A 12,282-nucleotide genomic window follows, 5' to 3' on the forward strand; every position below is an offset into this window, starting at 1 on the left:
CCTCCTTTCCGCCGTTTACAGTACCGCCTGGGGATCTCCCAGGACCAATGTGGTTTCATACCCCTGTTCTCCCATAGAGACCCTGCTTTCCAGAACACGGTATGTCCCGGCTCTGCCCATGCCGCTTCGGTTCCATTTCACCAGCTCCCCCGGCCAGACGGGAAAGACCTGGGCGATGGTCACCTCCAGTTCTTTCATCCGGGCAGCGGAGCGATCCAGCTGAAAGCGGGCGTTGTAGCGGCGGGCCTGGTAGCTGGTATTTTTGGGCAGGAGCAGCACCCGCCCTGAGCCTGGAAGGCAGAATTGGTTTCCGTCTGTCGTCTCCACCCTGTCACGTCCTTGACGGTCACCTGGGAGAGCACCCCGTACCGGGTGTAGCGGTCCACCACTTTGGTGACCGGCAGGTCCGCCGACAGTTCCTTGGGGGTTCCATCGGCCCAGGGGTGGAGACACAGATTCCCGTTTCGATGGAATCGGGGTGTCACCCCGGCGTAGTACCGGGCAAAGTCATAGAGGACGCTCCAGCAGCTGCTGCCGGAGGAGACGGAAAAGCCCCAGACCGAGGGCAGGCTCACCGGCTGTTCCAGAGCGATCCCATAGGGCGTAACGTAGTTGCGGAGGATCTCCCCCAGGGTCACCTGCCCGTAGTCGGCAGCCTCCGCCTGGTTGTCCAGAAGAAGGGCCTGCATTCCCCGGCCGGTGACCTGGGCCACCCTTCCCTCCTGGGACCAGGTGCACTCCCATTCATCCACCACACCGGTAAAGAGGGGGACCCCGTCTTCCGTCACCTGAACCCGGGTGCTTTGTTCCATCAGGGCTTCCTTTTCAGGCTCCCAGGGGAACTTCACCCAGAAGCTGTCGCAGGGGGAACCCAAACCGTAATCCAGCTGCCAGGCCAGCGGAGTGGGGATCAGGTAGGATTCCCCGGTATAGCACGTAAGCCGCCATTGTATCATAGGCTCACCTCACTCGGATCTGCTGGCCGGGGGTGATGACGTTGGGATTTTTGATCTGAGGATTGCGTTCCATTGACCACGGTGTATTGGGTCTCTCCCGTCTGCACGATGGTCTCCTCCGCTTCCGGGGAAAAGGGCAACGCCCTTTCCCCCAGGCAGAGGATAGATTCCCGCCGATGCTGCCCCAGAGGGGTGGGGAGAAACTGTCGTTCCCGGTCCAGCAGCGGGCGCAGCAGCGCTCTGCCGCTTCCCAGGCTGGTGCCTCTTCTAAGGAGCTCCACCGGCTGGCCGTACCGGGCCAGGATGGCCTTAAAGGCCTCGGCGGCGCTCATCCCTCCACCCCCAGGAAGGCAAAGGCCAGATCTCTGGTGTATGGGGCCATGAGGGCCTGGGCCTGTACCTGGAGGCTCCGGGCGCAGGCGCCGGGGTCCGCCTGGCTCCGCCCGGTCTGGACCGAAAGGTCCCCGGCCGAGAAGGAGAGTGGAGTGGGGCTGCTCTGTTCCAGAGCCGCAGACATGGCAGCCAGGGCGGTCCAGGCGCTGGCGGTGAGAAAGGCCCCCCGGCAGTCCTCGATCTCCACCCCGTCCCGCAGCAGGGCATACCACTGTTCCCCGGCGGCCTGGCACAGGTCGGACAGCACCTGTTCCTCCTGGGGTGTCAGGGATTTCCCCACGAAGCACAGGGCGATGGTCAGGATTTCTTGGGTCGGGATCATGGTGTATGGAGCAGACGCAGCGGCTGACAGCGCAGCTGACGCTGACCTCTTTCTTGATGCCCCCTTCGATCTCGGCGATGAGGCTGGCGTTTTCGGGGGTACGGAGCATATAGGCGTAGGCTTTCAGATAGCATCCGGGCTCTCCCGCCTCGGTCACTGCGCCGGTCTCTTCCACCAGTTCGGTGCGGTAGATGCGGGCGGTCTGGTCTTTGGCGCTCCAGGAGTGGTCAAAGATCCCGGTCTTGCCCACAAAGAGGTCGGCCAGTTTTTCCAGGCCCCGGCGGTCGAAGTACTCGTCGTCCCGGTCGGTCTGGTTGTCGCACAGGCGCACGGCAAAGGTATAGATCGCCTCGTCGGTGAGGGGCGTCCGGCTCAGGCGGTTGATGGCCGCCAGTTCTCCTTCCCGGCGCTCAGGGGTGGTCTGGGTCTCGGCTTCCTTGGTCACGGTCCTCATGAGATTCCTCCTTTTCCTCTTGGGTTTTGGGTGTTTCTGGGGTGTCCTGCTCTTTCTTGGGGGTGTTCGCTTCTTTTTTCAGCTGATCTGCCTGCTGGCGGTAGAGCAGCGCCTTGGCCTCTTCCACCTGATCCTGGAGGTTGATTTCCTCCCATTCCACCTGGAAGGGGCAGTCATAGCCGTGCATCCGCAGCCATAGGGTGCAGATGCGTTCCACCACCGGGGTCAGGGTACGGCGCAGGGCGGTGAGTTCACTGGTCATAATGTCTGCCTGCTGGCTGCTCATCCGCTCGGTAGAGGACCAGTTCAGGCCCAGCAGGAAGGGCGGGATGCCGGTCTGGGCGATGAGCTGTTCAATGAGCAGGCGGACAGGGGCCTGGCAGTCGGGGATCTGACATTCCGCGCCGATGACTTTGATCTCCACATCTCCCACCGCCACAAAGTCCCTTATGGCCCCGGCCCGGGTGCTCTGCATGGCCTCGGACCATTGCTGGGCCAGTTGTTGGCTGCGGGCCTGGAGTCTGCGGCCGTCCAGTTCCTCTTCCCCGGGCTTATAGACCACAGCGAAGCGCACGTTGCCCGCCCGCTCCCAGTTGTTGCCCAAAGTTTCATAGATTTTCAGCAGCACGCTGGAGAGGAAGGGCATACTGTGCAGCAGCGAGACCCCATAGGGGTTTTCGGGGCTGGGATTGTAGGGAGTAAAGAGGAGCAGGTCCTGCCGGGGAAGGACTTCGGTGTGTCCGTCCTCGTGGCGCAGGGCCAGCTGCAAGTCCAGGGGGGAGTCTTTCTCCTTCACCTGAATGTAAGAGACGTTGCCGCAGAGCAGCGCAGCGATGTCTCCCCCGTCCTGGGTGGGGACGATCTCCCCCACCGCTCTGCCGCAGGTGAGCAGGCAGTCCAGATAGATATCCAGGAAGGACTGGATGCCTTTCTGGTTCCATCCTGTGGGAACGTCTCGGAGAAACTGGTTCAGTTCCTCCTGGGCGGTCCGGTCCTGGCAGGTGATTTCCAGCCCGCCTGCCAGGCGAATGAGTTTCAGGATGGCGGCGTCCACCACAGGAATGGCTTCCCGGATGGAGCGGTAGAGGGAAAATTCCGGTTGGTGGAGGGGGATATACCCATCGATCAGCTGGAAGGGGTGACGGCTCCCCTCCCTGAGCTGGACGTGGGCAGGGGGTGACGGAGGGGCAGGGTCTCTCCTGCCCCGTTTAAACAGTCCCATAGGGGTCATTTCCTCCTTTCGAGTGAGGGTCAGCGTGGGCGTTCCACGAACCCGGCGAAGAAGATGTCTTCCCGCTGTTCCGGTGCGGCGATGGTGGCCACAAAGTACCGGATCTCATCCATGGCGTGGTCGAACTCTTTTTTGACCTTGTCTTTGTCCCCGCTGGACAGATCCCAGCAGTAGGAGCCAAATTCCCGGATGGCGTCGGTGCAGGGGGAGCAGATCACGATGGTGCCGTTTTTCAGGGCGTCCGCAGTAAGGCGGATGCCGGAGAGCACATCGTTTTTTGCTTTGCGCACGTTCCACCCTTCCCGCCGCAGGACTTCCAGAAAGGAAGCGGCGGAGGGGTCGGCTACCACCGCTTCGATGGTGCGGTTTCCGGCCAGTTCCCGGAGCCTCTGGGCATATTCCTGGTCGGTCTGCTGCCGTTTCTCCTGGCGGGCGTCGTAGTAGTACTCTTTGACCCGGTACCACACACCGTCGAAGTTCCCCCACAGGCCCAGGGAGGTGGGGTTTACGGTTCCGTAGTCGCAGGAGATGATCCAGCGGCTGGCCTCGCCGGAGGGCGCCGGCTGCACCAGGCTTTCGTCGAAGAAGTCGTAAACCAGACCTTCCGCAGCGGTCCATTCTCCCAGGACGAAGCGGCGGTAGAAGGCGCCGTGAAAGGCCCGTTCATAGCGCTGCAGGGTCTCCGGGGAGAGGGTGGGGTTGTCCTCCATGAGAAAGCGCAGGTGGAGGGCGCTGTGTTCCCGGGCCTTGCAGATCCATTCCCGGTAGAACCAGTGGGCAGGTCCTGCGGGGTTGCAGGAGAACCAGAACTTGGCCCCGGTGACCGAGCATCGGGCACAGGCCTGTTCCACGAAGGAGCGGGGCATCAGGGCCACCTCGTCCAGAAGGACCCCTGCCAGGGTCACGCCCTGGATGAGGGCAACGCTGCCCTCATCCTTTCCGCCGAAGAGGAAGAAGGTATTCTCCCGGTCCCCGAAGCGGAATTTCATCCAGTTGCGGGAGACTTTCTCTTCCCAGGAGAAGCCCAGCTCTTCCAGAAGGGGCAGCACGCTGGCCAGCAGGTTCCGCCGCACCGACTCCGTGGTTTTTCCGCAGAGGGCAAACTGCTGTTTATGGAACCGGGTCATGGCCCAGAGGATAAAGGAGAGGCCCAGACAGAGGGTCTTTCCGCTTCGCACTGCCCCGTCGCAGATGATGGCGTCCATGTAGCAGTAGGGGGAGCCCTGGCTCCACCATCGCAGAACCGTCTGCTGCTTGGGGGAAAAGATCAGGTTCATGGATGGGCGTCCGAGGCCGGGGCCTCCTGCTGGGACGGAGCAGGCTGATCCAGCGCCTGCAAGAACGCGGCGGGTGCGGACGCCCGGTCCTCCTTGAGCTGCTCCAGGAGTTTTTCCAGGACAGCCGCCCGGTCCGCCAGTTTGACTTCCACGGTGCCGTTGCCGCTGCGTTTGAACTCGGTAAGGCAGCCCAGCTGAAGGCGGTCGATCTCCTCCATCCGCTCGTCGGAGAGGTAGGCCAGTTTCACCACGTCGTTGGCGCTGCCTGCGGCCAGAGCCATCATTTGCCGCAGGACCTCCTGTCGGTCCACAGGTTTCATACGTTTCATAGACATTTCTCCTCACCCCCGGTGAAACAAGGGGAAAAGGGGGACGTTGGCGTACACCTAAAACGGAGGATTTCAAAAAAAGAAAAGGAGAGGGCAAAAAAAGTCCCCAACCGCCGGAAAATCCGGTGGTTGGGGACTTCGGGTCTGACGCGAAGCGTGCAGGGGTGTGACATACCGATATGAGAGAGATCAGGTCCCTACGGGTCTGCCGTTGGTGTTGCCGGCGCCGCCGATGGTGCTTTCCTTACCGCCCACCTGCTGGTTGTTGCGGTTCTTCTTCTGCTGCTTCTCCTTGAAAGACTGGTTGTAGGACTTGTTGTTTTCCTTGTTCTGGCTCATAGTTGCCATCTCCTTTCAATGGGTTCACAGATACTATGCCCAGAGGACCGCCGCACTATTCCTGTTCTTTCTTTGGGGGTGGATTTCCTGCCCTGGTTGGGTTTGCCCCGCCGTTCCCTTGACGAAAAAAGGCATCCATGCGATAATATTTTGAATCAGCGGCCGGTCCTTCCGGGCCGTGCTGCGAGCATGACACACAGGAAAGAAAGCAGGTGTTTTCATGGCAAGAAAGGTACTGATCGTAGAAGATGAGAGCAACATTGCCGAGCTCATCAACCTCTATTTAAAAAAGGAAGGCTACGAGACCATGGTTGCGGAGGACGGCGGAAAGGCGCTGGAGATCTACCGTCTCTTCCGTCCCGACCTGGTCCTTTTGGATATCATGCTGCCCGTGATGGACGGCTGGGCAGTGTGCGCCAAGATCCGCGAGACGGATAAGACCCCCATCATCATGCTGACCGCCAAGGGCGAGACCATTGACAAGGTGGCCGGGCTGGAGATGGGCGCAGATGACTATATCGTCAAGCCCTTTGAGATGAAGGAGCTGCTGGCCCGGGTTCACGCCGTGCTGCGCCGTCTGGGTGACGAGGAGGAGAAAACCCGCCGTCTGACCTTCGACGGGCTGGTGATCAATCTGGACTCTTATGAGCTGGAGGTCCGGGGCAAGCGGATCGACACCCCGCCCAAAGAACTGGAACTGCTGTTCCACCTGGCGTCGTCTCCCAACCGGGTGTTCACCCGAAACCAGCTGCTGGACGAGGTCTGGGGATTTGATTATTTTGGCGATTCCCGGACGGTGGACGTGCACATCAAGCGTCTGCGTGAAAAGCTGGAAGGGGTCAGCGACCAGTGGTCCTTAAAGACCGTGTGGGGTGTGGGCTACAAGTTTGAGCTGCACAGCAATCCCTGAGAGGGAGAGGCCAGAGAATGTATAAACGGCAAATGACCGTGATGCTGGGGCTCATCGTCCTGTGCATGACGTTATTGGGGGCAGGCTTTTTCACCTTATCCTATCGGTATCAGCAGGAGCAGGTGCGAAAGGCCGTGGAGCGGGACGTGACCTCCATCTCCCGGTATATGAATTCCATCGTCTCCAGCGGTACCCCCCTCTCCTCTCAGCATTTCCATGGCTATATCGCCTCCGTGGCCACCATCACCAACACCACCGTTTTGCTCTGTCAGCCGGACGGGAGCGTGGTGTATGCCTCGGGAGAGAACCTGTCCGACCCCCGGGGGGTCATCGGCAGTTCGGTCCCCTCCTGGGCGGTCCGGGAACTGTTTTCCAACGAGACCTACAGCGGGACCACGACCTTTAATCGTTTACTGTCCACCGACTGTTTCGTCACCGGCCTTCCCATCGTCACCTATGCGGTCGACCCGATCACCGGAGATGTCCTGACCGACTCTACCCCCATCGGGATCCTGTTCATCGCCTCGGATGCCACCTCGGTGCTGGAGTTCATACGCAGCACCTTCCAGCTGTTCCTCATCACGGCGGCGGCAGTGCTCCTGATCTCTCTGGTGATCTGCTCCATCACCGTGCAGCGGATGGTAGACCCCTTAAAGGGCATGAGCACCGTGGCCTACAAGTTCGCCCATGGGGAGCTGGATGCCCGGGTGGTGGAGTATGCCCAGCGAAAGGATGAGATCGGGGAACTGGCCATCGCCTTTAACGCCATGGCGGACTCCCTGGCCCAGACAGAAAAGAAGCGCAGCGAGTTCGTGGCCAACGTATCCCACGAGTTAAAGACCCCTATGACCACCATTGCGGGGTTTGCCGACGGGATCCTGGATGGGACCATCTCCCCGGAGAAGGAGCGGGAATCCCTGAAGATCATCTCCTCCGAGACCCGGCGGCTGTCCCGCCTGGTCCGCCGGATGCTGGACCTGTCCCGGATGCAGTCCTCGGAGCGGGTGGCCGCCCAGGAGCAGTTCGACGTGGCCGAGGTCCTGCTCCGGGTGCTGGTCAGTCTGGAATCCAAGATCTCGGAAAAGGATCTGGACGTGGAGACCGACCTGCCCGACGGTCCTGTGATGGTGTGGGGCGACCCAGACGCCGTCACCCAGGTCTGCTATAACCTCCTGGATAATGCGGTCAAGTTCTCTTCCGAGGGCGGCACCCTCCGTCTGAAGATCGCCACCAAAGGCGGCAAGGCTTACATCAGCATCGGGGACCACGGAGAGACCATTCCCCCGGACCAGCTCACCCATATCTTTGACCGGTTCCATAAGGCGGACAGTTCCCGCTCCTCCCATAAGGAAGGGGTCGGCCTGGGGCTGTACATCGTCAAGAGTATTTTAAATACGTATAAGGAGGACATTACAGTCACCAGCGAAAACGGATACACCGAGTTCACCTTCACCTTGTCCGAAGTATAATCGAATCTAAACGCCGCCTGCAGGCATCTCCTGCAGGCGGCGTTTGTTGTAGTGGCCCGGTCATAGAATTTCTTTTTTCCCATATAGATAAGAGGAAGCATACACGAAAGGGAAAGGAAGGGATCATATGGCATTGGAAGAGAAGGACCTTCGGCGCGGGAGCCACCGCATCCTCCTGGACAGCCGGCAGACGCTGACCGTATCGGGAGTAGAGGAGGTGGAGCGTTTTGATGAGGCCTCCATCATCATGTCCACGACAGAGGGAACCTTAGTCATCACAGGCAGTGGACTGCACATAGAGAAGCTGAGCCTGGACGGGGGTGACCTGATGGTGGAAGGCCAGGTAGACGGATTGAGTTACGAGGAGAGCGAGAGCCGGGAAGGGAGTCTTTGGGGAAGACTGTTCCGGCGATGACCCTCTCCCTGGAAAGCCAGGTCAACGGCCTGCTGTTTTGTCTGGGGGCCGGGGTGGCTCTGGGCTTTTGTTACGATGTGCTGCGGCTGTTCCGCCTGAAAACGTCTCTACGGCCGGTGCAGGAAGCTCTGGATCTGTTCTTTTGGTTCCTCTATGGCGGCTGTCTGTTTTTCAGTGGGGTGGTCGTGGGGGATGGATTCATCCGTTTGTATCTGGTGATCGGGCAAGGGACCGGGACGCTGGGATACTTCCTGGTCCTCAGCCGTCCCTCCCGGCTGGTCCTGGCGTGGTTCGCCCGGTGGACGGGGCGCATTTTTTCCTGTCTCCTCCGCCCCTTCCTCCGGATCTCATTAACTCTCACGGCACCGTTGACAAGTTTTTTGCTGAAATGCAAAAAAAGTCTGAAGAAGACCTTTTCTTTTTCCCTGTGGTGGAGTAAAATGGACTATCTATTACGATGGAATGGAAAGACAGCGCACCCCCGCCAGGACGGAAGGGAGGCAGATCGCCATGATTCACAGCAAAAAGGTTGGTCTTCTTGTGAGGATCGGGATCCTCGCTCTGCTGGCTTACTCGATTTTCATGCTGATCAGTGTTCGCCAGGAGATCAACCAGAAAAAATCCGAGATCGCATCGCTCAACGAACAGGTCGCCGATCAGACCCAAACCAACACCGAGCTTTCCAACGCCATCGAAAACCGCGATGATCCCTCGTTCATTCGAGAGATCGCCCGGGAAAAGCTGGGCCTGGTAGCGCCCAACGACAAAGTCTTTTATATCACAGATTAAGAGAGAGATCTCTATATCCGCTCAGCGATGAGTGTTATTACAACGAGGAGGATTTTCACTACATATGGAAATCAGTGTAGGCGCAGTTCTGGAAGGCAGCATCAAAAGCATCACGAAGTTTGGCGCGTTCGTGGCGCTGCCGGGTGGGCGGTCCGGCTTGGTGCACATTTCTGAAATCGCTCATTCTTACGTATCGGACGTAAGGGACTTTTTGACCGAAGGGCAGGAAGTCAAGGTCAAGGTCGTGGGCATCGACGATGCCGGCCGGATCAACCTGTCCATCAAAAAGGCAACCCCTCCCCCTCCCCGGCCCCAGGGATTTTCCCGGGAGCGGCAGGGACGCACCGAGTACCGCGGCGGAAACCGGAGCTTCAACCATTCTCCCCGCCCCGGCAATCATCATTCTTCCCAGCCTCGTCCTGCCATGGTTTCCCAAGCCGCCGGCCCTGCCGATTTTGAGGCCCGGCTGAAGCAGTTTATGCAGGCCTCCGACAGCAAGCTGTCCGATCTCAAAATGACGGAAAAGCGCAGCTCCCGCCGCAGCGGGCACCGCTAACGACAAAGACATCCCTGGCCCTAAAAGGGCCAGGGATCTTCTTTTTCCAGATAAGAGAAAGGCTGCGCTTCCCGGCTTGCCGGGAAGCGCAGAAGCAGGAGAATGGAATGAACGATGTCATGACGGACAACACCTGCCGCCGTGTTTATGGTATCGCAGAAAATAGAAAACGTCAAGAGGTATCTTTTGTTGAAGGGTGTCGATATCCTCCCTTCCCCTGGAAAGAGTTTTGCCTTTTTCACAAAAATGGCGTGACTTTTGCCGCGATCTATGGTATACTATGAACGTAAAGCAAGGGAGCCTTCCTTCCTTGGTTTTACGCCCTACGAAAGGAGCTGACATCCATGAAATTCACCTTTACGGACAAAAAAGTCAACATTCCCAACCGCGTTCACGCTTATGCAGAGAAAAAGATCGGCAAGTTAGACCGTTATTTCAAGAACGAAGCGGAAGCCTCCGTTGTTTTCAGCGTAGAAAAGGGCCGCAATATTCTGGAAGTAACCATTCGTTCCGGCTCCACTGTGATCCGTGTCGCAGAGAGCACCTCCGATATGTTTGTTTCCATCGACGCTGCCGTGGCTTCCATCGAGCGTCAGCTGCGGAAGAACAAAGCCCGGCTGGAGAAGCGGCTGCGGAAGGACGCCTTTGACGTCATGCCCGAGGATGCTTACTATGCTCCTGAGGAGGAAGAGGACGAGGACGAAGCCTATCAGGTGGTGCGGTCCAAGCGGTTCTTCTTCCGCCCCATGACCGTGGAGGAAGCCATCCTTCAGATGAATCTGGTGAACCACACCTTCTTTGCTTTCCGGAACGACGATGAAGACGGTGCGTTTTCCGTGGTGTATAAGCGCAACGACGGCGGCTACGGCATCATCGTAGACCACGACTAATGGTGAAATACACCTGCGCTCTGCGCAGGATGGAATGTTAAACATAAAAAAGCCGGCCAACCAGATGGTTGGCCGGCTTTCTGTTTTCGGGCCGTGCGAAAGAGGCGGGATCATTTTCCGATATAGGTGTAGACAGCCGAGGGGCGCCCGCCGGTGGAGTAGTCCACGCCGCCGATCACACTGTTCTTGTCGATAAGGTAGTTCATATAGCGCCGGAGGGTCACGCGGGAGAGAGAGACATTTTTGGCGATGTCCTCAATGGAGAGCTTTTCGCTCTTATGTTCTCTGAGGAAGGAGCAGATGATCTCCAGAGTGACCGGGTGGATCCCCTTGTCTACGAACTGCCCGCTGCGCTGGCTTTCCGGGGAGATGACCTTATCGAGTTCCTCCTGGTTAAAGGCTTTTTCTCCGGCAAAGGCTTCCTTTCTGGCGATGAACTTCTGAAGAGCCGTCTGGAAGCGGTTGTAATCGAAGGGTTTAATCAGGTAGTCCGACACGCCATAGGAGTAGAGTTCGCTGACGTGACGGGCCTCACTGGCGGCAGTGACCATGATGACATCCGCCAGGATGCCTTCCGCCCGGAGCTTCACCAGGAAGGTTCTGCCGTCCATCACAGGCATATAGTAATCCAGCATGATAAGGTCTACGGGGTGAGATCGGACGAAGTCGAGGGCCTCCTGACCATTTTGGAATACGCCGGCAATGGACATCTTATTGTTGTGTTCTACATACTGTTTATCAATTTCTGCGACCATGGGGTCGTCTTCCACGATAATTACCTGATACATACGCATTCCCCGCAAACAAAAAATTTTTTATAAATTATACATGACTTCCCGAAAAAATGCAATACGAAGTTAAAAAAAGGGCAAAAGTCCCGGAACAAAAGCTTTCTATATGAGGAAAAAGGTTACAAAACATGCAGGAAAGCGCCCCTTCTCCGGCCTCTTTTCCCCCTAAAAAAAGACCGGCGTCCCTGGCCAGGGACGCCGGTCTTTCGGACGTTCGCTTCAGTTTTGGGTCGCCTCCGGGGGCAGGGTGATGCTGGAGATGGTGTTCACTTCCTGAATGGTCATGGATGCGGTGCAGGTGCCGATGGAGAAGCCGGGCAGAGAGCCTTCGCTTCCCCCCAGGATATTGGTCAGCACCGTCTGCATCAGGCTGGTCATATCCATTTCATACTTCATGGGACAATAGGTCTGGGGGTCCAGCCAGAGGCTCAGGGCGATCCCTTCGCTCTGTCCGTCCAGGAGGGCAGCGCCGTCCATGCCCATTTCCTCCAGAAGTTCCATGGTCCCGGCGGCCTGCAGGGCTTTCTTCATGTCCTCCTGCTGGATGGTGCCGTCATAGCGCAGCAATTCCTTCCCGTCAACGGTTTCGGTCCCTTTTGCCTCAAAGTTTTCTGCCAGATCCAGGTAGAGATCCATGGTCTCCTTCCCGTCGTACTGCTTCACCTGGGAGAGGTCGGGCAGTGCTTCTCTGGTCCAGCCGGAGGAGCCCGTTCCGTCGTCGGCGTTGGTATAAACAGCGTAGGACTCTCCTTCCGGTATCACATAGGTCACCGCCGACAGTTCTCCCATGGGACCGGCGTTTATAGTCATATCCATTTTCATTTGTGCAGGGTCTACGATGAGATCTGTCTGGGCGTTGGTGGCAAAGTCGATGGTCTCCCCCATGTAGGACATTTCCAGATGAACCGTAGCGGCGTAGCGCATACTGGAAACGTCAGCCATGGCTTCCTGGGCTTTCTTCATGGCGTTTTCCGGGGTGGTGGCCTGCTCTCCGCCGCAGGCGGTAAGGGTCAGGGCCAGGCCCACAGCCAGGGCGGCGGCCGCCAGTCTGCCGCGCCGTCTTGTTTTCTGCTCCATATGCAGCCTCCTTTGGTTCGTTTTGTGTAGGGTTTTGTTATAGTATACCATAAGATCCTCGGCATTTCGAGCAAAACCTTCCCT

The 12,282-nt window shown here is 58.3% G+C and carries 16 protein-coding genes and 1 pseudogene; 8 read left to right on the top strand and 9 right to left on the bottom strand.

From position 1 onward, the window contains the following. Positions 1-15: 15 nt before the first annotated feature. From SOR61_RS06715 to SOR61_RS06745, 7 genes are all read right to left on the bottom strand, one after another. Positions 16-198: a hypothetical protein gene (locus tag SOR61_RS06715; RefSeq protein WP_320611899.1), complete on the bottom strand. Its 183-nt coding sequence runs from the start codon at positions 196-198 to the stop codon at positions 16-18. Continuing rightward, positions 195-956: a hypothetical protein gene (locus tag SOR61_RS06720; protein ID WP_320611900.1), complete on the bottom strand. Its 762-nt coding sequence runs from the start codon at positions 954-956 to the stop codon at positions 195-197. The genes SOR61_RS06715 and SOR61_RS06720 overlap by 4 nt, the downstream gene beginning before the upstream one ends. Beyond that, positions 953-2,125, bottom strand: a complete 1,173-nt coding sequence (locus SOR61_RS06725) for a hypothetical protein (RefSeq protein ID WP_320611901.1) — start codon at positions 2,123-2,125, stop codon at positions 953-955. The genes SOR61_RS06720 and SOR61_RS06725 overlap by 4 nt, the downstream gene beginning before the upstream one ends. Further along, positions 2,082-3,347: a serine/threonine protein phosphatase gene (locus SOR61_RS06730; protein ID WP_320611902.1), complete on the bottom strand. Its 1,266-nt coding sequence runs from the start codon at positions 3,345-3,347 to the stop codon at positions 2,082-2,084. The genes SOR61_RS06725 and SOR61_RS06730 overlap by 44 nt, the downstream gene beginning before the upstream one ends. Positions 3,348-3,376: 29 nt before the next feature. Then, a complete protein-coding gene (locus SOR61_RS06735; RefSeq protein ID WP_320611903.1) occupies positions 3,377-4,633 on the bottom strand; it encodes a PBSX family phage terminase large subunit in 1,257 nt (418 codons plus the stop codon). Then, positions 4,630-4,962 (bottom strand): XRE family transcriptional regulator, encoded by a 333-nt coding sequence (locus tag SOR61_RS06740; RefSeq protein WP_320611904.1) that lies wholly within the window; start codon positions 4,960-4,962, stop codon positions 4,630-4,632. The genes SOR61_RS06735 and SOR61_RS06740 overlap by 4 nt, the downstream gene beginning before the upstream one ends. A gap of 189 nt (positions 4,963-5,151) precedes the next feature. Further along, positions 5,152-5,301 (bottom strand): hypothetical protein, encoded by a 150-nt coding sequence (locus SOR61_RS06745; RefSeq protein ID WP_320611905.1) that lies wholly within the window; start codon positions 5,299-5,301, stop codon positions 5,152-5,154. 220 nt (positions 5,302-5,521) lie between these two features. On the opposite strand from SOR61_RS06745, the gene SOR61_RS06750 reads away from it, so the two are divergent. The 8 genes and pseudogenes from SOR61_RS06750 (at position 5,522) to hpf (ending at position 10,330) form a co-directional block, all read left to right on the top strand. Then, positions 5,522-6,211, top strand: coding sequence for a response regulator transcription factor (locus SOR61_RS06750; RefSeq protein WP_320611906.1), 690 nt, complete (start codon positions 5,522-5,524; stop codon positions 6,209-6,211). Between the two features lie 17 nt (positions 6,212-6,228). Then, complete coding sequence (locus SOR61_RS06755; RefSeq protein WP_320611907.1) at positions 6,229-7,680, top strand: HAMP domain-containing sensor histidine kinase; 1,452 nt, start codon at positions 6,229-6,231, stop codon at positions 7,678-7,680. A gap of 127 nt (positions 7,681-7,807) precedes the next feature. Further along, positions 7,808-8,095: a YabP/YqfC family sporulation protein gene (locus tag SOR61_RS06760; RefSeq protein WP_320611908.1), complete on the top strand. Its 288-nt coding sequence runs from the start codon at positions 7,808-7,810 to the stop codon at positions 8,093-8,095. After that, positions 8,092-8,349 (top strand): annotated as a pseudogene (gene yabQ, locus SOR61_RS10260) (spore cortex biosynthesis protein YabQ); the annotation flags it as partial. The gene SOR61_RS06760 and the pseudogene yabQ, both read left to right, overlap by 4 nt. Positions 8,350-8,605: 256 nt before the next feature. Then, a complete protein-coding gene (locus SOR61_RS06765; protein ID WP_320611909.1) occupies positions 8,606-8,884 on the top strand; it encodes a septum formation initiator family protein in 279 nt (92 codons plus the stop codon). A 64-nt stretch (positions 8,885-8,948) separates the two neighbouring features. After that, entirely contained in the window at positions 8,949-9,440 is a 492-nt protein-coding gene (locus tag SOR61_RS06770; protein WP_320611910.1) for a S1 RNA-binding domain-containing protein, read from the top strand. A gap of 107 nt (positions 9,441-9,547) precedes the next feature. Beyond that, positions 9,548-9,724, top strand: coding sequence for a hypothetical protein (locus tag SOR61_RS06775; RefSeq protein ID WP_320611911.1), 177 nt, complete (start codon positions 9,548-9,550; stop codon positions 9,722-9,724). A gap of 60 nt (positions 9,725-9,784) precedes the next feature. Continuing rightward, on the top strand, positions 9,785-10,330 hold the full coding sequence (gene hpf / locus SOR61_RS06780; protein ID WP_320611912.1) for a ribosome hibernation-promoting factor, HPF/YfiA family: 546 nt from the start codon (positions 9,785-9,787) through the stop codon (positions 10,328-10,330). Between the two features lie 110 nt (positions 10,331-10,440). Here hpf and SOR61_RS06785 read toward each other — a convergent pair whose 3' ends face one another. Both SOR61_RS06785 and SOR61_RS06790 read right to left on the bottom strand, forming a co-directional pair. Continuing rightward, the gene (locus tag SOR61_RS06785; protein WP_320611913.1) at positions 10,441-11,118 is read right to left on the bottom strand and encodes a response regulator; all 678 of its coding nucleotides are present in this window, start codon (positions 11,116-11,118) and stop codon (positions 10,441-10,443) included. A 222-nt stretch (positions 11,119-11,340) separates the two neighbouring features. After that, complete coding sequence (locus tag SOR61_RS06790; protein ID WP_320611914.1) at positions 11,341-12,198, bottom strand: DUF6612 family protein; 858 nt, start codon at positions 12,196-12,198, stop codon at positions 11,341-11,343. Positions 12,199-12,282 lie beyond the last annotated feature (84 nt).

Origin of the sequence: Evtepia sp., assembly GCF_034090835.1 — a bacterium.
Classification (GTDB): Bacteria; Bacillota; Clostridia; order Oscillospirales; family Oscillospiraceae; genus Evtepia.